The sequence below is a fragment of the Streptosporangium nanhuense genome, assembly GCF_059358815.1.
The window spans coordinates 309,127-328,144 of the sequence record NZ_JCADBG010000003.1; the positions used below are offsets into that span (position 1 = coordinate 309,127).

General features: G+C 70.8%; 16 protein-coding genes and 1 pseudogene. 6 read left to right on the forward strand and 11 right to left on the reverse strand.

Translation table 11 applies throughout. The annotated features are described in order from the left end of the window. Positions 1 to 2: 2 nt before the first annotated feature. A complete protein-coding gene (locus tag AC5L38_RS09285) occupies positions 3 to 353 on the reverse strand; it encodes an STAS domain-containing protein (protein ID WP_030916965.1) in 351 nt (116 codons plus the stop codon). 254 nt (positions 354 to 607) lie between these two features. On the opposite strand from AC5L38_RS09285, the gene AC5L38_RS09290 reads away from it, so the two are divergent. Next, complete coding sequence (locus AC5L38_RS09290; RefSeq protein ID WP_495242337.1) at positions 608 to 2,860, forward strand: DEAD/DEAH box helicase; 2,253 nt, start codon at positions 608 to 610, stop codon at positions 2,858 to 2,860. 390 nt (positions 2,861 to 3,250) lie between these two features. Here the strand turns inward: AC5L38_RS09290 and AC5L38_RS09295 are convergent, their stop codons facing one another. The 8 genes and pseudogenes from AC5L38_RS09295 to AC5L38_RS09330 all read right to left on the reverse strand — a co-directional run bounded on the left by AC5L38_RS09295 (position 3,251) and on the right by AC5L38_RS09330 (position 11,254). After that, the gene (locus AC5L38_RS09295) at positions 3,251 to 3,658 is read right to left on the reverse strand and encodes an Rv3654c family TadE-like protein (protein WP_495242338.1); all 408 of its coding nucleotides are present in this window, start codon (positions 3,656 to 3,658) and stop codon (positions 3,251 to 3,253) included. 195 nt (positions 3,659 to 3,853) lie between these two features. Next, positions 3,854 to 4,261: a TadE family type IV pilus minor pilin gene (locus AC5L38_RS09300; RefSeq protein WP_495242339.1), complete on the reverse strand. Its 408-nt coding sequence runs from the start codon at positions 4,259 to 4,261 to the stop codon at positions 3,854 to 3,856. After that, positions 4,258 to 4,494: a DUF4244 domain-containing protein gene (locus tag AC5L38_RS09305; protein WP_495242340.1), complete on the reverse strand. Its 237-nt coding sequence runs from the start codon at positions 4,492 to 4,494 to the stop codon at positions 4,258 to 4,260. The genes AC5L38_RS09300 and AC5L38_RS09305 overlap by 4 nt, the downstream gene beginning before the upstream one ends. Positions 4,495 to 4,779: 285 nt before the next feature. Then, entirely contained in the window at positions 4,780 to 5,217 is a 438-nt protein-coding gene (locus AC5L38_RS09310) for a type II secretion system F family protein (protein ID WP_495242341.1), read from the reverse strand. A 620-nt stretch (positions 5,218 to 5,837) separates the two neighbouring features. Continuing rightward, positions 5,838 to 6,539 carry a type II secretion system F family protein gene (locus tag AC5L38_RS09315; RefSeq protein WP_495242463.1) on the reverse strand — a complete coding sequence of 234 codons (702 nt, stop codon included), beginning with the start codon at positions 6,537 to 6,539 and terminating at the stop codon, positions 5,838 to 5,840. A 446-nt stretch (positions 6,540 to 6,985) separates the two neighbouring features. Beyond that, positions 6,986 to 8,158: pseudogene (locus tag AC5L38_RS09320) on the reverse strand (TadA family conjugal transfer-associated ATPase); the annotation flags it as partial. Then, positions 8,155 to 9,201 carry a septum site-determining protein Ssd gene (gene ssd, locus AC5L38_RS09325; protein WP_495242342.1) on the reverse strand — a complete coding sequence of 349 codons (1,047 nt, stop codon included), beginning with the start codon at positions 9,199 to 9,201 and terminating at the stop codon, positions 8,155 to 8,157. The gene ssd and the pseudogene AC5L38_RS09320, both read right to left, overlap by 4 nt. 1,261 nt (positions 9,202 to 10,462) lie before the next feature. After that, on the reverse strand, positions 10,463 to 11,254 hold the full coding sequence (locus AC5L38_RS09330) for a Fic family protein (protein ID WP_495242343.1): 792 nt from the start codon (positions 11,252 to 11,254) through the stop codon (positions 10,463 to 10,465). Positions 11,255 to 11,643: 389 nt separating this feature from the next. Between AC5L38_RS09330 and acs the strand changes: the two genes are divergently transcribed. The 4 genes from acs to AC5L38_RS09350 all read left to right on the forward strand — a co-directional run bounded on the left by acs (position 11,644) and on the right by AC5L38_RS09350 (position 16,404). After that, positions 11,644 to 13,629: an acetate--CoA ligase gene (gene acs / locus AC5L38_RS09335; protein WP_495242344.1), complete on the forward strand. Its 1,986-nt coding sequence runs from the start codon at positions 11,644 to 11,646 to the stop codon at positions 13,627 to 13,629. 950 nt (positions 13,630 to 14,579) lie between these two features. Next, the gene (locus tag AC5L38_RS09340) at positions 14,580 to 15,047 is read left to right on the forward strand and encodes a phage holin family protein (protein WP_495242345.1); all 468 of its coding nucleotides are present in this window, start codon (positions 14,580 to 14,582) and stop codon (positions 15,045 to 15,047) included. Next, on the forward strand, positions 15,044 to 15,967 hold the full coding sequence (locus AC5L38_RS09345; protein WP_495242346.1) for an alpha/beta fold hydrolase: 924 nt from the start codon (positions 15,044 to 15,046) through the stop codon (positions 15,965 to 15,967). The genes AC5L38_RS09340 and AC5L38_RS09345 overlap by 4 nt, the downstream gene beginning before the upstream one ends. Continuing rightward, on the forward strand, positions 15,964 to 16,404 hold the full coding sequence (locus AC5L38_RS09350) for a DUF309 domain-containing protein (RefSeq protein ID WP_495242347.1): 441 nt from the start codon (positions 15,964 to 15,966) through the stop codon (positions 16,402 to 16,404). Before AC5L38_RS09345 ends, AC5L38_RS09350 begins: the two co-directional genes overlap by 4 nt. Before the next feature lie 108 nt (positions 16,405 to 16,512). On the opposite strand, the gene AC5L38_RS09355 is transcribed toward AC5L38_RS09350, so the two are convergent. Further along, positions 16,513 to 17,712, reverse strand: coding sequence for a MarP family serine protease (locus tag AC5L38_RS09355; protein WP_389916912.1), 1,200 nt, complete (start codon positions 17,710 to 17,712; stop codon positions 16,513 to 16,515). Positions 17,713 to 17,784: 72 nt separating this feature from the next. On the opposite strand from AC5L38_RS09355, the gene AC5L38_RS09360 reads away from it, so the two are divergent. Next, positions 17,785 to 18,417, forward strand: a complete 633-nt coding sequence (locus AC5L38_RS09360) for a HEAT repeat domain-containing protein (protein WP_495242348.1) — start codon at positions 17,785 to 17,787, stop codon at positions 18,415 to 18,417. On the opposite strand, the gene AC5L38_RS09365 is transcribed toward AC5L38_RS09360, so the two are convergent. Continuing rightward, positions 18,367 to 19,011, reverse strand: a complete 645-nt coding sequence (locus AC5L38_RS09365) for an NUDIX hydrolase (RefSeq protein WP_495242349.1) — start codon at positions 19,009 to 19,011, stop codon at positions 18,367 to 18,369. The genes AC5L38_RS09360 and AC5L38_RS09365 overlap by 51 nt on opposite strands. Between the last annotated feature and the right edge of the window lie 7 nt (positions 19,012 to 19,018).

Below are 19,018 nucleotides of genomic sequence, written 5' to 3' on the forward strand. Positions count from 1 at the left end.
GACTACTTGTCTCGACCGTGAGCTTCCTTGGCCTCGTCGACCGAGGCATAGATCCCGAAGACCTTTGTCAGCCCGGTGATCCGGAAAATCTTCAGGATGCGCTCCTGGGTGCAGACAAGCTCCAGTGAGCCATCGTGCGCCCTAACTCGCTTGAGCCCGCCGACCAGGACACCAAGGCCCGTGGAGTCAAGGAAGTCGACCTTCTCCATGTTGACGAGCAGGTGGAAATTCCCCTTGTTGACCAGGTCGATCAGGAGCTCACGCAATCTGGGCGCGGTGTAGACATCGATCTCACCCTCGACCTCAACGATGGTGAGACGGTCCTCGGAATGGTGGTCCAACTTCAGATCCACAGATCCTCCAGCGCCTTGCCTGCGAAAGTACCGATTCGGGCGTGCCCTCCTGGGACCGGGTGGCCCCCGGACGACAAGCCCCGACGCGCGGCATTCAACCATGCGTACGCTCAGTGTCTATACGAAATCACGATTCCCGGCGACTCTGCCCACAGATGTGAGACTGGAAACCAGTGACCACGCCCTCATCCTCGCCCCTCAGAGCGGGCACCGCCCTCAGCCGCCTCCTCGACGTTCCCGCACGTCATGGGCGCGTGACCCATGTGGAGCGCGTTCCCGCACGTCAGGCCGGTGAGACCGGATGGCCGGACTGGGTCGACCAGCGGCTGGTTACGCGCTGGGCGAACCACGGTATTTCCGGCCTGTGGCCACATCAGGCCGAGGCCGCGGACCTGGTCCACCGTGGCCAAAACGTGATCATTTCCACAGGGACCGCGTCGGGAAAATCCCTCTCTTACCTGGTCCCGGCGCTCTCGTCGACGCTCGACGGCGGCACGGTCCTCTATCTGTCGCCCAGCAAGGCGCTGGCCGCCGACCAGCTCCGCGCGCTGCGCGAGCTCGACCCTCCCGGGCTCCGGGCCGCCACCTACGACGGCGACACCTCCTTCGAGGAGAGGGCATGGGTGCGCAAGCACGCCAACTACGTCCTCACCAACCCGGACATGCTCCATCGCGGGCTGCTGCCCCGTCACGCTCAGTGGTCGCTTTTCTGGCGACGGCTCCGGATGGTCATCGTGGACGAGTGCCACGGCTATCGGGGCGTGTTCGGCTCCCATGTCGCGCAGATCCTGCGCCGCCTGCGCCGGATCTGCGCCCGCTACGGCTCCCGCCCGACCTTCCTGCTCTCCTCGGCGACGGCCAGCGAGCCCGGAGTCTTCGCGAGGCGCCTGACAGGCCTCCAGATGGCCGAGGTGACCGCGGACGCCTCTCCTCGGGGCGCGACCACCTTCGCGCTGTGGGAACCACCCCTGACCGATCTGCGCGGCGAGGGCGGGGCGCCTGTCCGCCGCCCGGCGACCGCCGAGAGCGCGGACCTCCTGGCCGACCTCGTCGCGTCCGACGTGCGGACCCTGGCCTTCGTCCGCTCCCGCCGTGCCGCCGAGACCGTGGCCCTCACCACGCGGGCCAAACTCCAGGACCTCGTCATCGACGGGGAGGCGCCCGCGGACCTGCCCGGCAAGGTCGCGGCCTACCGGGCGGGATACCTGGCCGAGGATCGCAGGGGGCTGGAAAGGGCACTGCGCTCCGGCGAGCTGCTCGGCCTGGCGACGACCAACGCGCTGGAGCTCGGCGTCGACGTCTCCGGCCTGGACGCCGTGCTCATCGCGGGGTGGCCGGGAACCCGCGCCTCCCTCTGGCAGCAGGCCGGGAGGGCCGGGCGGGACGGACAGGACGCGCTGGCGGTGCTCATCGCCAGGGACGACCCCCTGGACACCTATCTCGTTCACCATCCGGAAGCCCTGTTCGGCCGTCCCGTGGAGACGATCGTGCTCGACCCCGGCAACCCGTACGTGCTGGGGCCACACCTGTGCGCGGCGGCGGCCGAGATCCCGTTGAGCCACGACGAACTGGAGATCTTCGGTCCGACCACCAAGGAGGTGCTCGCGGATCTGGTCGGAGACGGCCTCCTCAGGGAACGCGCCGCGGGCTGGTTCTGGACCAGCCGGAGACGTGCCACCGACCTCGCCGACATCCGGGGCGCGGGTGCCGCGCCCGTCCAGGTCGTCGAGATGTCCACCGGGCGGCTGCTCGGCACCGTGGACGAACCCTCGGCCCACTCGGCCGTGCACACCGGCGCCGTCTACGTCCACCAGGGAGAGACGTTCCTGGTGGCCGAACTCGATCTGGAGGCGGGGGTGGCGCTGGTCGAGGCCGGAACTCCCGACTACACGACCTTCGCCAGGGACGTCACCGACATCTCGGTCATCGAGTCCCTCCGCTCGCACCCTCTCGGGCAAGGAGAGCTCCATTTCGGCGCGGTCGAGGTGACGAGTCAGGTGGTGGCCTATCTCAAACGCCGAACCCAGAGCGGCGAGCTCATGGGGGACGAGCCCCTCGACCTGCCCCCGCGCACGCTGCGGACCCGCGCCGTCTGGTGGACGCTGCCCACCTCGGCGATCACCCCTCTGGCCGGGGAGGGCATGGACCTCGGCGGTGCCGCGCACGCGGCCGAACACGCCTCCATCGGCCTGCTGCCGCTCTTCGCGACCTGCGACCGCTGGGACATCGGAGGTGTCTCCACAGAACTCCATCCTGACACCGGGCTGCTGACCGTCTTCGTCTACGACGGCCACGAGGGCGGCGCCGGTTTCGCCGAACGTGGCTACGCCCGCGCCCGCGACTGGCTCACGGCCACCCGCGAGGCCATCGCCTCCTGCGAGTGCGAGCGCGGCTGCCCCTCGTGCATCCAATCTCCCAAGTGCGGAAACGGCAACGAACCCCTCGACAAGGCCGGAGCCCTTCGACTGCTCGCCGTCCTGCTCTCCCAGGACGAACCGCGGACGTGACAGGTGGAAAAGGCGCGGGCGGGAAAACGAGGAGAGCCTCGAACGGAAAACCCGCGGGCGTGACAAGCGGGCGATGAGCCTCCCCAGGCCGCCCAGGACATGCCCCGGGCGAGCCGCCCTCGGTGACAGGACGGCGCCCGAAGACGAACAGCGCCAGAGAAGCCGGGAGACAAAGGAGAGAGCGGTGGGAAAGGAAAAGGTCTTCACGGTCACCTCGATCGTTTCTGTCGTTGCCATGTCCCCGCCGGGCTCCACCGATCCCCGCCGGACTTCCCTCTCACAGCGGCCCGCCTTCGCCGATCTCCTCCTGCCCCCCTCGCGCGGCGGCTGAGTTTCGTCGATCTCAGATGAGTCCCCGCCCGATTCCCGTCCGCTTTCATCAGCTCGCCGTCACGGGCCGGGGTCGGCGATGTGCACGGGGCCCGCACGCGCCCTGGCGGTGATCGCCACCTGTCCTTTCAAGGGCAGCGAGACCTCCATGGTCACCTCGATGTCCGCGATGCCGCCATCGTCGAGAGAACAACGAGTGACCCTGGCCTCGTTGTCCGCGGCGAGCGAGGAGGCCCTCACGCAACCTCGGCCGGGATCCGCGAAGGCCAGCCGGGCTGCGGCGAGCGCGCTCAGGTCGGCGGCGCTCTGCGCCCGGTGGCGGGCGACCCTGGCCAGGCCCGCGAACACGACCGCCGTCGCGACCGCGAAGACCAGTGCCATGAGCCCGACCGTCCAGATCGTCGCCGACCCTCGCTGCGCGTTCTCTCCGCCCGTCCCCGCACCGATCCCTCGCCTTGTCGTGGACACGTCCTCTCCCCCTCATCCATGACCTGTTTTCCCGATCTCCCGATTGACACGTGCTCCCGATTGACACGTGACTCGCGCCGCCGCCACAGACACGGCCGGCGGGGGCGGCTGCGCCGGTGAACCCCCGTGAGGCCGGCCACGAGCCATGGCCTGTCGCTCCATAGCCTGTCGCTCCATGGCCTGTCCCTCCATGGCCTATCCCTCCATGGCCTGTCGCTCCAGTCCCGGCTCGGTGACGGACACGGCGGTCGCGTGAACGGTCACGCTCGGGAGCGAGGCCCCCCAGCGGGGCCTGATGTTCACCGACACCTCCACTCGCACTGTTTCCGCGCTCCGGGTCACCGCGACCACGGCGCCCGCCGGAGCCGCCGACAGGACACCGCCTCGGACCCGCTCAAGCGATTCGCCGCGCGACGCCGCCCGGGCCCCGGCCCGCGCGGCGTCCACACACTCCAGCCGCGCCTCGACCGCGGCCACGGCCCACAGCCCTGCCGCCAGCACGACCATGAGGGCGGGCAGCGCGGCAGCCGTCTCCGCGGTCACCGAACCTCTCGACCGGCGGGAGAGGACCACCGAGGAGGTCACCGACGCCGGCAGGATCATCCGGCCACGGTGAGCGCTCGGTTGATCAGAGCTGTGATCATCTGCTGGACGTCGGAACTCGTCACCACCTTGAAAAGGAGAGCGGCGAAAGCACAGGCGGCTATCGTTCCGACCGCGTATTCGGCAGTGGACATGCCTCGGTCACGATGCGCGCCGTCGGTCAGCAGTGCCCACCGGGCACGCGACCACCGCGACCAGCCGCGCCGCGCGTGAACAGCACTGGTTCGAGCCATCCGCTCCTCCTGGAGATCTCCACCGGACCCACCGTCCGGCATCGGTCACGCCAGGGTTCTCCATACGCCCGCGGCCCCGCCGCCCCGAACGGCATTCTGTGGAAGACCACCGGTTGTCCACAGCCCAGAAAGCAGAGAATGACGCCGGAAAGCACAAAACGGCCCCCCTCAAGCGAGGAGAGCCGTTTCAGGACCCAGATGGGGAAATATCCGGAGGTCTATCCACAGGGAACGTCACTATCCTGTGGATAACTCTGCCCTGCCGGGGAAAACCCTGTGGATAACTCAGGGAAGCAGCACCTCACCGGCGAGACCGGCCACGACGGGAATGATTCCCAGAAAGACGAAGGCCGGCAGAAAACACAACCCCAGGGGTGCGACGGCCTGGACCCCGACCCGCTGGGCGGCCGCCGACGACGCGGCGCGAGCGGCACGGCGGGAGTCGTCGGAAAGCCTGCTGAGGACATCGGCCACCGGTGCGCCGCTCAGCGCGGCCCGGCCCATGGCCCGCGCCAGAGGGGCGAGCGAACGTTCGGAGGCCAGGGCCCGCCAGGCGCTCTCCGGCGCGGCTCCCAGCCTCAGCTGGCCGCTCACCCAGGCCAGTCTCTCGCCCAACGGCCCGCCGATCGCCCCCACCGTCACGTCGATGGCTCCGGTGATCGGCTGGCCGGCGCGCAGACAGGCGACCATGAGATCGGCCGCCAGAGGTAGATCCGCCGTCACTCTTCGACGTTCCGCGCGCAGTTCGAGGGGTTCCCTCCTTCGCAGGACCGCCAGCGCGATCCCGAAACCGGCGACACCCGCGACCGCCCCCGGCAGGCCGCCCACGGCCAGGAACGCCGCCAGCCCTGCAGCGAGGGCGACCGCGACCTCACCCCGCCCCGGCCGCCTCCTCCCCTCCGGTCCACGGGCCGTCCCTCCGAACGCGCTTCGCTCCCTCCTCTTTGCCGTGCCACGAGCCGTGCTCGCGGACGTATCGCGGATCATGCGCGGTGGCGCGTCGCGAACCATGCGTGTGGAGGGATCACGAGCCGCCCCCACAGACAGGGAGAACGCAGGTGTTTCGACCTCCTGCGGTGTCTCCGGGAACCTGGCCGGACGGGGTGAGCGCCGCACGCGACGGAGCCGGTCGGCGGGCTCTCTTCGGGGGCTCCACAACCGAGCGGCGATTCCGGCGAGCACCACGGCCAGCAGAACAATCACTGTCTCTTCTCCTCCCGGATTCCCGGACCTCGAACCATCGGACCTCAGGCTCTCGGACTTCGGACTCTCGGACCCCGGACTCTCAAAACCCGGGCTCTCAGAACCCGGATTCTTGGACCCCGGACCTGGCAGCGCGGGCATCACGCCTGTTGGGCACGGGTCACCAGACGATGGGTCCACCACAGCCCGCAGGTGTCGAGCGCGAGGCCGATGATCAGACAGCCGACACCCGCCGGGCTGCCGAACAGGAAGTGCAGCGGGCGCATGCCGAGACCGGCCGCCATCAGCAGGCCGAGAACGGGCAGCCCCGCGAGCAGCCGGGCCGTGGCCCGGGGACCGGCGAGCTGGGCGGCGACGTCGTGACGATGGGCCTGGGCCTCTCGCAGGGAACCGGCGACACGATCGACGAGAACGGCCAGACCTGCTCCGGCGGTCACGCTCACCTTCCAGCAGGCGGCCAGCCCTCGGAACGCCTCACCTCCGTGTTCGGGCGCCACCGCCAGCAACGCGGCGGGAACATCGCCTCCGTCTCTCGCGGCCGCGACCAGCGGGCGCAGGGCGACGGGATCGGGAAACCCCGCCGCCTCCACGGCCCGCGCCAGCGCCTCACCCGCCGTCCGCCCCGCCGCCAGCTCCGCGGCGAGGCCCTGGCAAAGCTCGATCGACGCGGCTCGCCAGGCGTCCACACGCTTGGAAGGCCGCGACCGGGCGGTGAACCTCTCGCGGAGAGACCCCGAGGCGACCGGGCTCCGACGTCTCATCCGGCGCAACCTGGCGGTGCCGGGATCGGCTCCCGCCCACAACCACGCCGCCAGAGCGGCGAGGACCAGGGCGGTCGCCATCACGACGCCCACCGTGACGCCGGCTGGGACATCGATCGTGACATCGGCTGGGACGCCGACTGGGACATCGATCGTGACATCGGCCGCGATACCGGTCGTGACGTCGGCTTGTCGGAGCTCGGGCGACCGGGGACGTCCGGCCGGGACTCCCCGTAAGGACCGGACGCGGACATCGTCGATCCTGAATCCGCGATGCCGGGAGAGGACTCTCGCGGACGTGCGGGGCGACGCGAAGGATCTTGAATCCTCTCGGACGGGCCGCTGAGAGGCGCTGAGGTGGATGAGGTGGTGACGCCTCGATGAGGGGTGTCGCTGTAGGGGAAGCCACCGATGGATGGAGTGACCGGCGAAAGCGCCCCGGCTCGGGATGCCGCCGGTGGTTCGCATGACAGCGGCGGATGGGGTGAGACGCGAGACCCGCGCCGGGGAACCGGTGAGGCGTGGACGCCGGGCGCCAGGGAGACGAGGGCCGGCAGGCCCGGACCGGGGACCGCCCGGCCGTCCGGGGTGAAGGTGAGGGCCGACTCGGCCTCGACCAGCCCCGAGGGGCGGCGAACCATCAGGCAGATCTCGGCGACCCGGCGACGGCCGTCGGCGTGGTCGCGGACCAGATGGATGACAACGTCCAAGGCTGCGGCGATCTGGCTGTGGACCGCCTCCCGGCTGAGACCCGCCGCGCACCCCAGTGCTTCCAGGCGGGGTGGCACGTCGGTCGCGGTATTGGCGTGCAGGGTGCCGCAACCCCCCTCGTGCCCCGTGTTCAAAGCGTTCAGGAGGTCGACCACCTCGGCCCCTCGGACCTCTCCGACGACAAGCCGGTCGGGGCGCATCCGCAGGGCCTGGCGGACGAGGTCGCGCAGGCCGACACCACCCGCGCCCTCAAGGTTGGCCGGGCGCGACTCCAGGCGGACGACGTGGGGGTGAAGCGGTCTCAGCTCCGCGGAGTCCTCGACCAGCAGCAGCCTCTCACCGGGGTGGGCCAGGGAGAGCAGGGCGGAGAGGAGGGTCGTCTTTCCCGTACCCGTGCCGCCCGTGACCAGGAAGGCGAGCCTCGACTTGATGACTGCGGTCAGAACGGCGACGCTGTCGGCCCTGATCGCGCCCGCTTCGACCAGGTCGGGAAGGGTGAAGGTGCGCCTGGGCGGGAGTCGCAGGGAAAGGCAGGTGCCGTTGGGCGCCACGGGCGGAAGGACGGCGTGCAGCCGGACGCCTCCGGCGAGGCGGGCGTCGACGTACGGACACGCGTCGTCGAGACGCCTGCCCGCAGCGGAGGCGAGACGCTGCGCGAGCCGCCGGAGAGCGTCTTCGCCCGGGAAGACGATCGAGGTCAGGCGCAGCCCGCCGCCGTCGTCGACCCACACCTCGCGCGGACCGTTCACCAGCACGTCGGTGACCTCGGCCTCGGCCAGCAGCGGCTCCAGCGGACCCGCCCCGATGAGGTCGGCGCACAGGACCCGTGCCACCGCCAGGATCTCCGCGTCGCCGAGCATCGCCCGCTCGGCCCGCAGGGCGGCCGTGACGTGCGCGGCGCTGGGCTCGACGCCTGTCCGGGCCAGCCGCACGCGGACCGCCTCCACCAACTCCGGCGAGACCGTCACGGCGCTCTCGGCCCGCTTCACGAGTCAGGTCCGAACAGCTCGTGCAGGAACGCGGCGCAGAACCGGCCGAGAGAGGTGCGGCGGCCGAGTGGGGGAACGTCTCCCCGATCGAGCACGGCGGCGAGACGGGGCTGGTCGGGGAGGCTGCCGCCACGCGGGATGCCGAGCGAGGTCGCCACCACGTCGTCGTTCAGGACCCCGCTGCGCACGACGGCCCGCACCTCACCCGTGTGCCCGCGCAACCCGGCGAGCACCTGGGCGGCGGCGAGCACGCCACGCACGTCGGCGGTGACGACCAGGAGGGTCGTGACGGCTCGCCCGAGCGCCTCCACCGCGGCCTGGTCGAGATGGCGCGGCAGGTCGACGACCACCAGGTCGAAGCCCCTGCGGCCGGCCTCGAGGACCGAGCGCATCGCCTCGGCCGGGATCGGGTCGACCTGGCCCCGGTCGAAGGAGAGCAACGTCAGCCCGGCGAGGGACGGCAGGGCCGCCTGGAGCGCGGTGTGGCTGACCCTGCCCTCACGGGCGACCAGGTCGGACCAGCGCGCTCCGTCGGTCTCCTCCTGCCCGAGCAGGAGGTCCAGGCCTCCGCCGAGCGGATCGGCGTCGACGAGGAGCGTGCGGACACGCTGCCGGGACGCGGCCAGTGCCAGCGAGCCCGCCAGGACGCTGGCTCCCGCCCCTCCCCGCCCGCCCGCGACACACACCACGGAGCCGGGTCTCGCGGGCGGCTCGACGGCGTCGGCGAACTCGTCGACCAGCTGCCGCTCCGCGGCGGGCAGCTCCAGCACCCCCTGGGCGCCGACCGCGACGCACTTGCGCCACGTGTCGGGATCCTCGGAGGTATGGGTGGCCAGGAAGACACGGGGACGCGAGGGTGGACCGGTCGCGGCCAGGGCGTCGGCCACGTCGCCACCGACGACGACCAGCGGAGCGCGGTTCCAGTAGGGCCGGGCGTGCGCGGGCACGTGGGCGACGTCGAGCTCGGCTCCGGCCGCGGCGGCGACACGGAGCAGGTCGTCGAGCAGATCGTGGTCCTCGGTGATGACCAGCGGGCGGTCCACGGATGCCTCCCTGGGGTTCGGGGGCCCCACTCTCCGTGAAGGCCGCCCCACCTCGGGGCACCGAACGCCGCACTGTGGACAACCGGCCGCCCACGGTCCGCCCTGTGGAAAACCAGCGGCCGTGGCATCCGTACGCGGGGACCACCGATGCGGGAAGGAGGGTGCGGACCCGCGAGGCGAAGAGGACGCGTACCGAGGAGGCCTCCGTGCCGAGAACGTGCCGAGAACATGCCGAGAACGTGCGGAAACAGGGCCGGAACGGGGCGGGGAAGGCGTGCCGCCGAAAAGGAGGGTGGCCGGGAAAAGGGGCGACCCCCGCCGGGGGGGGAGAGCGGGGGTCGCCAACCGGTCCGGCTCTGGGGGGGTAGAGCCGGTCCCGTTTCAGAAGAAAGCTTTCAACAGCAACCGGAGCACGGCAGGGGGATTGCCTTGCAACCTATGCGCAGTTACTCCGGTTTGGGGAGATACCACCTCATGCTGCCCGATCAACTCAAGTTTCGTCGAGGAGTAATCCTTGATTTCCACCACTTTTTTTAATGTAACGGTCCAGTCTCCGGATACGGCCCCACCGAGACACGTCCTACGCGCAGGGGAGCGACGGTGACACCCAGTGATCGTCGCCGGGGTGCCGGACCGTCCGCCGGACGTCATGCCGACCGACTCTCCCGGAGTGTAAAACGGCATAAGAGAGGGTTCGTCCATTAATGTCCCCCGATCCGTAAAGGTCTTGCTCCCAGGGGTTCCCATCAGCACGGATCGGACGTACAAAGGTTTCACGGACCACTTGTCCGGGCACGGCCGCCGAGTACCCACGCGCCGCCAGCCGCGGGAGGCGCGCTGTAGCGGGCTTGTCCCGCTTCAGCGATTATCAGGTGCACGCTTGGTAACTCGGTAGGGACGTGTCGGCGACGGCGCCCCCCACCAGGGGCGCCGTCGGTTTGTGAGGACGGCCGCTCGGGATGTCCGTAATCGATGACGCTCGGTAGTCAGATTCGTGACCGAACGTCGCGCAGGGACACGAGCGAAGTCGGTCACAGCCCTACAAACGCAAGCAAAGCCAACCATCGCTCACGTGCGCGAACGAGCGAGGACGCGAACAGACCAGAATCGCGACGACACGACGGTTCGATGGGCACGGGAGAGCGGTCACCCGGGTGACCGGACAGGGACGAGCACGGATGTCCTCGTCGCCGGAACGCGTTCGGAGCACTTCCGAAGCGCTTCCGGAGCGGTCGGTCGCCGTCCGGTGGCCCGCCCGAGGTCAGCCGCGCTGCATGGCCTCGCAGATCGCCGTGGCCTCGCGCACGCCCAGCACGACAGCCGACGCGCAGTGCCGCACCCACGCGGCGACGCCGTCGGGGGTGCCGCTCAGGTACGACCGCAGCCCCTCCCCGTAGGCCGGGCCGAGTTCGAGGTGGCCCACCTCGACGGCCACCAGCGACTTCGGGTCCAGGCCGTACTCCACCAGCGTCAGCCGCTCCGCCGCCCGCGCGACCACCCCGTCCGCCGTCCCGAACGGGCGCAGCACGGCCAGTTCCGCGTGTACGACGGCGGCGAGCACCAGCGCGGGGGCCTTCGAGGAGGCCGTCACCAGCTGGACCAGCCCGTCCACCCGTGCCACCGCCTCCTGCGGGCCGGGGGCGGCTCCCAGGCCGAGCGGGTCGGGGACCACGGCGGTGGCCCTCGGGCGGCCGAGGTCCCCCGCGCCTTCGCCGCCTCCGACGAGTCCCGAGGCGGCGAGCGTGTGCAGCCTGGCCAGCACCTGGCGGGGCGCCGTCCGCCAGGTGGCGCCGAGCCGCCCCAGTTCGGCCGAGACGCGCAGCGCGCCCTGCACCGTGGGATCGGTGACCTCGGGGATGACGTCGAGGGGCACGTCCACGCCCTCCAGGGCGGCTGACGCGCGGGCACCCCGCAGCGCGGACCTGGCCGACACCTCCGGGCTCTTGCGCCGCAGCACGCGGTGCCCGTAGAGCCGGTCGACGGCCTTGCGCGCGTCGGTGACCGCCTCGGACACTCCGGGCATTCCCGCGATGACAGCCAATGGGTCGTTCACGCTGCCTGACCCTACCGGGACCGCCCGGCGAGGCTCCGGCCAGGCTGAGGGGGCCCGGTCAAGACCCTTCTTCGGAAACCGGCCGGGAGACCCGCCCGCCCGGCACCTGACCGCCGCCCCCGGGAAACAGCGGGGAACCGTTCACCGAGCGCATGACACCGCCCGGCGCACCGCGTCGCCGGGGCGCGTTGAACAACGCCACCTCCGTTCTTACGGTGTCGAAAACGCACCGTTTCGGGGGTGGTTTCCCTCAGGAGTTAAGGCGTTTTGAATGCATATGGTCCTCCATCACCGATTGGTACAGACCTGTCTAGACCTCTTGTGGCGGACACGGCTGGCCTGGTGAAGTGGGACACGACCAGTCGATAGCAGTACGTGAGGAGTGCGTAGTGGCCCCGGAGACCCCTGGTTCCGAGTCGCGTGAGACCCAGGAGACGCTGTCGAACCTGCTGAGCGAGACCCGGCGGTTCGCACCTCCTGCCGACCTGGCCGCGGCCGCGAACGTGACCGCCGACGCCTACCAGGAGGCCGAGCGGGACCGCCTCGCCTTCTGGGAGCGGCAGGCCGAACGCCTGGCCTGGTCGAAGCGCTGGGACACCACCCTTGAGTGGAACCCGCCCTTCGCCAAGTGGTTCGTCGGCGGCGAGCTCAACATCGCCTACAACTGCGTCGACCGCCACGTGGAGGCGGGCCGCGGTGACAAGGTCGCCTACCACTGGGAGGGCGAGCCGGAGGGCGACACCCGCACGCTCACCTACTCCGACCTGCTGCGCGAGGTCTCCAAGGCCGCCAACGCGCTCCAGGAGCTGGGGGTCGGCAAGGGCGACCGGGTCGCGATCTACATGCCGATGATCCCCGAGCTGCCGATCACGATGCTGGCCTGCGCCCGCATCGGCGCGATCCACTCGGTGGTCTTCGGCGGTTTCTCCTCCACCGCGCTCAGCGGCCGGATCAAGGACGCCGACGCCAAGCTCGTGGTCACCGCCGACGGCGGTTACCGCCGCGGCGCGCCCAGCGCGCTCAAGCCGACCGTGGACGAGGCGGTCGCGGAGTGCCCCGGCATCGAGCACGTCCTCGTCGTGAGGCGGACCGGCCAGGACGTCGAGCAGACCGGCAAGGACGTCTGGTGGCACGACGTCGTGGACCGGCAGTCCGACGTCCACGAGGCGGTGCCGAACGGCGCCGAGGACCCGCTCTACATCCTCTACACCAGCGGGACGACCGGTAAGCCCAAGGGCATCCTGCACACCACCGGCGGCTATCTCACCCAGGCCGCCTACACCCACAACGCGGTGTTCGACCTCAAGCCCGACACCGACGTCTACTGGTGCACCGCCGACATCGGCTGGGTGACCGGCCACTCCTACATCGTGTACGGCCCCCTGGCCAACGGCGCGACCAGCGTCATCTACGAGGGCACCCCCGACACCCCGCACCGCGGCCGGTTCTGGGAGATCGTGCAGAAGTACGGGGTCACGCTGCTCTACACGGCCCCGACGGCCATCCGTACGTTCATGAAGTGGGGCGACGACATCCCCGCCAAGTACGACATGTCGTCCCTGCGGATCCTGGGCAGTGTCGGTGAGCCGATCAACCCCGAGGCCTACGTCTGGTACCGCGAGCACATCGGCGGCAACCGTACCCCGGTCGTCGACACCTGGTGGCAGACCGAGACCGGCGCCGTCATGATCAGCCCGCTGCCGGGCGTCACCGAGGGCAAGCCCGGCGCGGCCATGCGTCCGCTGCCGGGCATCACCGCCGACGTGGTCGACGACCAGGGCCGGAGCGTGGGCAACGGCGGTGGCGGCTACCTCGCGATCCGCGACCCGTGGCCGTCGATGCTCCGCACGATCTGGGGCGACGACCAGCGCTACATCGACACCTACTGGTCCCGCTTCGAGGGCATGTACTTCGCGGGCGACGGCGCCAAGAAGGACCAGGACGGCGACATCTGGCTGCTCGGCCGGGTCGACGACGTCATGCTCGTCTCCGGGCACAACATCTCCACCACCGAGGTCGAGTCGGCGCTCGTCTCCCACCCGAAGGTCGCCGAGGCGGCCGTGGTGGGCGCGACCGACCCGGTGACCGGGCAGGCCATCGTGGCGTTCGTGATCCTGCGCGGCAACGCCGAGGAGGGCGCGGACATCGCGGCCGAGCTGCGCGCCCACGTCTCCAAGGCGCTGGGCCCGATCGCGAAGCCGCGCCAGATCCTGGTGGTCCCCGAGCTGCCCAAGACCCGCTCCGGCAAGATCATGCGGCGTCTCCTGCGCGACGTGGCGGAGAACCGCAGCGTCGGCGACGTCACCACCCTGGCCGACAGCACGGTGATGAACCTCATCTCGGAGAAGCTGCCCAGCGCCAAGAGCGAAGACTGAGCGAGCCGGGACACCCGGGTGGGCCGGAAACGCGGCCCACCCGAAGGGGACGAACCTCCTGATCACTTCGAGCCCCCGCGAAAAGCCCTCCCTGAATCCGTGAGTTCCCGCACGTTCCCACGGGCTCACGGGCTCACGGGCTCGGGAAGGGCATCCGGCGGTTCTCCGGAGGCCGGCTCCTCGGCGGTCCCTCGGCGGCGCCTCCGTGGCTTTTCGACGAACGACCGCGGCGACCGGGGTGCCGCCTCCGATGACGGAGATTCGCCACCCGGGAGTCCCTTCTCACCGGTTCGGCGACGTTCACCGGGCCGTCGCCGGGGTAGCTCCCGGCCCGTTGACGTCTTCCCCGGGGCCGAGGGCCGCAGAGTACGAGGAACTCCCGCCCGCACGGGGCCAGGAGTCGCCCTGTCGGTCGCCGTTCCGCCCGGGAACGCGACGGCCCCGGCCAGGAACCCGAGCGACCCGACGGCCCCGGACAGGAACCCGAACGACCCGAGCAACCCGACGATCCCGGCCAGGAACCCGAGCGACCCAAAGGTCCCCCCAAAGACCCGACCGCCTCGCCCGAGAGCCCGACGGTCCCTGTCGAGAGCCCGACGCTCCCTGCCAAGGGCCCGGCGGTCCCTGCCGAGGACCCGACGCTCCCAGCCAAGGACCCGGCAATCCCGCGCGGATTCCGCATCCCGCCGCCCCCGCAGCGGGTATCCGGTGCAGGTTCTCACCACCGGATACCCGAGACCTCACCAAACCGGTGCAGTCCCCCGCCTCCCTTCCCTCACGGGACTAAAGTCTGAAGTCTTGACGACGCAGATATTTGATGACAGGTACGCGATGACCACCGGCGTGCTCGCGGCGCCGGTCCCGGCGACGATTCCGCTGCGGGTGTGCGTGCGCGACCGCCTCAACGCGCAGCATGATGTTCGACAAAGGCCCTCGATAGGAGATCGTCCATGACACATATCCCGCCCGCGGAACCACAGGAGGAGTCACTGGGCGCGCTGGTCGCCGCCGCCAGCGACCACATATCCACCCTGGTCCGCGCCGAGATCGAACTGGCCAAGGCCGAGTTCAGGTTCGACGCCAAACGGGTCGGCACGGCGGCGGGGCTCTTCGGCGCCGCGGCGTTCATGGCCCACCTGTGCCTGATCCTCGCCTCGTTCACGATCGCCCACGCCCTGATCGGCGCGGGCCTGTGGCCCTGGGCCTCCTTCCTGATCGTCACCGTCCTCTACCTGCTCACCGCCGGGCTGCTGGTCTTCATCGGCATGCGGCGGCTCAAGGGGCTGACCGGGATGAAGCGGACACTGCGCTCGCTCAAGACCATCAAGAGCGGTGAGCCCGAACCCGCTCCCGGCGCGGCTCCGATCACCCCCGTCCAGGCGGACGGCCGTCGCGACCCGGCGAGACCCGGCCAGTGAGCAGACCCGACGAGTCCCTGGTCGAGATCGATGGGCCGTGGACCCACCGCTCCGTCCACGCCGGCGGCACCCGCTTCCACGTCGTGGAGGCCGGTAAGGGCCCCCTCGTGCTGCTGCTCCACGGATTCCCGCAGTTCTGGTGGAGCTGGCGCAACCAGCTCGTCTCGCTCCCCGAGGCGGGCTACCGCGCCGTCGCCGTCGACCTGCGGGGCTACGGAGCCAGTGACAAGCCTCCGCGGGGCTACGACCTGCACACCCTGGCCGCCGACGCGGCCGGGCTGATCCGGGCGCTGGGCGAGACCGGTGCGATCGTCGTCGGCCACGACTGGGGCGGGCTGCTCGCCTGGACCATGGCGGTGACGGACCCCAAGGCGGTCCTGCGCCTGGTCCCGGTCTCGGCGCCGCACCCCCGCCGCCTCCGCACCACGCTGTTCACCGAGCCCTTCGGCCAGTTCAGGGCGGCCCGCTACGCGCTGGGCTTCCAGATGCCACTGCTTCCCGAGCGGCGCCTGACCGCCAACTCCGGCGCCAGGGTGGGGCGGCTGCTCGACCAGTGGTCGGGCCCCGGCTGGCCTGAGGAGGAGGTGGCGAGGACCTACCGCGACGCGTTCCGCATCCGCAACGTCTCGCACTGCGCGCTGGAGTACCACCGCTGGTTCGGCCGCTCCCAGCTGCGCCCGGACGGATGGCGCTACGCGAGGACCATGCGTAGCCAGATCAACGTGCCGACCCTGCAGCTGCACGGCGCGCTCGACCGGCACATCCTGCCGCGCACCGCCCAGGGTTCCGGCCGTTACGTCGCCGCCCCCTACCGGTGGCGGCTGGTCGAGGGTGCCGGGCACTTCCCGCACGAGGAGCGTCCCGAGGAGTTCGACACCGAGCTCGTCGCGTGGCTGTCCGACCCGGAGCCCGACCGGTGAACGGGCGGGACCGGGACCCCGACGGGAGACCGCGCAACCAGCGTCCCCGCGACGCGTTCGGGCGCCCGCTGCCGCACGGCGCCGAGGGCGTCGAACGCATCCCCGACGACTACGCGCCGAGCGCCGAGGAGGCCCTCTCCGAAGCGCGCCGCCTGCTCGGCGAGGGGCGGCCGTTCCACGCCCACGAGGTGCTGGAGGGTCGCTGGAAGACCTCCCCCGAGGAGGAACGCGAGCTGTGGCAGGGGCTGGCGCAGATCTGTGTCGGCCTCACCCACCTGCAACGGGGCAACCGCCGCGGGGCCGCGACGCTGTTCGCGCGGGGCGCCGACCGGATCAGCGGCTACGGCATGCCGTACGAGCGGATCGCCAGGACCGCCCACGAGCTCGACGACCTGGAGGCGGAGACCGCCATCGCGAGGATCGAGGCCCTCCTGTGATCCTCGCCCCTCGCCGCCGAAGGGCCGCGCGCTGACTCCACCCCGGCCCCCGGCCCCCGGGCCCCGGGCGTCGGTGCCGGTTCCGGCCGCGGCTCCCGGAGGTCTGCGCTAGTTCTGGTCGCACTCCTGGGTGTCGACCTGGTTGAGGAGCCTGGAGCCGTCCTCGGCGTCCGGCGCGACCTCGGCGGCGGTGAGCACGTAGCCGGTCTCCTGCTGGTCGAGGGCGGCGGCGAAGACGACGCCGTAGACCTTGCCCTCGGGGGTGAGCAGCGGGCCGCCCGAGTTGCCCTGGCGGACCAGGCCGCGGATGGCGTACACGTCACGGACGACGGTCTTGCGCTCGTAGATGTTGAAGCCCTTGGCCTTCTGCTGCACCCGGATGCGGGCGACGTTCATGGTGTAGCCGTGGCCGTGCGGGAATCCGGCGACGATCGCGTCGTCGCCCTTCTGCGCGGTGCCGTCGAAGCGCAGGATCGGCATGTTGAGCCCGGTGACGTGCAGGATGGCGATGTCGCGGTCGGGGTTGTAGAGCACGACCTTGGCCGGGTGGGTCTTGTTGAGGTAGTCGGTGACCTGCAGCCCCTGGTTGACCCCGGCGACCACGTGCGCGTTCGTCATGATCTTGTTCTGGGCGTAGACGAACCCGGTGCCCTCGATGTGCTTGCGGCAGCTCGTGGCCACACCCTGGACCTTGACGATGCCCCGGCGAGCCCGGGTGAGCTGCCTGTTGCCCTTCGCCACGCTCTGGTCGGGCGGCGAGACGTCGACGAGCTGGCCGCCCCCGATGGCGTCGAACACCTTGGGGAAGCCGGAGGTGTCGATGAGGTTCTTGAACGGCTTCTGCAGGTCCTTGGCCGCGCTGGGCAGCGTCTGGTCGACCGTGCTCAGCAGCAGGGACCTGTTGATCTGCTCGCTGATCAGGGTGAACTGCGACGAGGCCAGCAGCGAGCCGATCAGCCAGGCGACGATCAGAACGGAGAAGGCGCTCGCGAAGGTGCCGCCGACCGCGTCGACGACCTTGGCGGGCTCCCAGGTGACGTGGCTGCGGACCACCGCGCCGATCGTGGACGACGCGAACTGCCCGACCGTGGCGGAGAGGAAGACGATGACGATCGCCAGCAGGGCGCGCTCGGTCTCACCGTCGACCACGGCTTCGGCGATGGGCGGGGCGACGAACATGCCCAGCAGCGCGCCACCGACAAAACCGACAAAGCTCAGGGCACCGATGATGAACCCCTGGCGGTATCCCGACACCGCGAAGGCCACCATCAGGGCGATCAGGATGAGATCGAGGAGATCACCGCTCACTCCCTTACGGTATCCAGCCGCCGCCCCGCGCGTGCACACCTTCTGTGAGGTCTCTGCGGTTATCGTGGCCGGATGGCGATGATCGGGGGGGCCGCGGCCGTTGAGTCTCTCATCGAGACCGCACTGCGGGAACGGGATCAGGAGGGCGCGGCCCGCTGGCGCGCGATCACCCAGTTACAGGAACGTGGCGACCTGGAGACCTTCACCGCGGCACGGAGGCTGTGCTCGGGGAGGACCCCCGCCGAGCGGATGCTCGGGGTCGACATCCTGGGGCGGCTCGGCTTCGTCGACCGGACGCTGCCGGTGCTCCGCGCCCTGTCCGTCCGCGAGGAGGACTGCCTGGTTCTCTACTCGGTGCTGATCGCCTTCGGCCACCTCAGGGACCGCCGCGCGCTGCCGTCGGTGATCGCCCTCGCCGAGCACGACGATCCCCGGATCAGGTACGGGGCCGCCTACGCGCTGCCGAACATCATGGGCAGCCCGCCCGACCCGACCGGCCTGGCCGCGCTGCGGCGGCTGACCCTCGATCCCGACGAGGACGTGGCCGACTGGGCCCGCCTCGGCCTCGCCCTGTCGACGGGGCGCGAGGTCGAGGACGTCTCGACGGGACGCGAGAGCGAGGACCTCTCGACGGGACGCGAGGCCGAGGACGTCTCAGCGGGAGGCGAGGTTGAGGACGTCGGGCGGGAGGTCCTCGACCCTTGACCGGTCCCAGGGAAGCTCGAAGCCCGAACGGCCGAGCACCCCGTCGAGCACTCCCGCGGTGAATCCCCACACCAGCAGGCCGCGCACCCGGAACGCCGGTCCCTGGTGACCGCTCGGGTGGCGCAGGCTGATCCGGTTGGCCGGGTCGACGAGCTCGCGGATCGGGACCCGCTCCACCGACTCCACCTCGTCGGGCGAGGCCGCGTGCACCACGCAGGGCGTGTGCCACCAGCCGAGCACCGGGGTCACCCGGTTGTCGCTGTGGCTCAAATACAGCTCGGGCATGGTCCCGAGCACCCGGACGCCCGCCGGGTCGAGGCCGGTCTCCTCGCCCGCCTCCCGCAGCGCGGCGCCGATCGGGCCGTCGTCCTCGGGATCCACCCCGCCACCGGGGAACGCGGGCTGCCCCGCGTGCGTGCGCCCGCGCGAGCTCCGCTGGATGAGCAGCACGTCGGGGCCGAGCGGCCCCTCGCCGAAGAGCAGCAGCACCGCGGCCCGCCGCCCCCCGGACGCCGGAGGGCGCATCATCGGGGACACCGGTGCCCTCGCGGCCCGCGCCGCCAGCGTTTCCAACCACCCAGGGACCTCTTCCACGGGCACA

Excerpts from the sequence above, each read along its gene's own strand:
- AC5L38_RS09315 (WP_495242463.1), bottom strand. The coding sequence starts at position 6,539 with ATGGCGACCGCCCTGGTCCTCGCCGCTCTGGCGGCGTGGTTGTGGGCG.
- AC5L38_RS09340 (WP_495242345.1), top strand. The coding sequence starts at position 14,580 with ATGACACATATCCCGCCCGCGGAACCACAGGAGGAGTCACTGGGCGCG.
- AC5L38_RS09300 (WP_495242339.1), bottom strand. The coding sequence starts at position 4,261 with ATGATCCTGCCGGCGTCGGTGACCTCCTCGGTGGTCCTCTCCCGCCGG.
- AC5L38_RS09305 (WP_495242340.1), bottom strand. The coding sequence starts at position 4,494 with ATGGCTCGAACCAGTGCTGTTCACGCGCGGCGCGGCTGGTCGCGGTGG.
- AC5L38_RS09360 (WP_495242348.1), top strand. The coding sequence starts at position 17,785 with ATGGCGATGATCGGGGGGGCCGCGGCCGTTGAGTCTCTCATCGAGACC.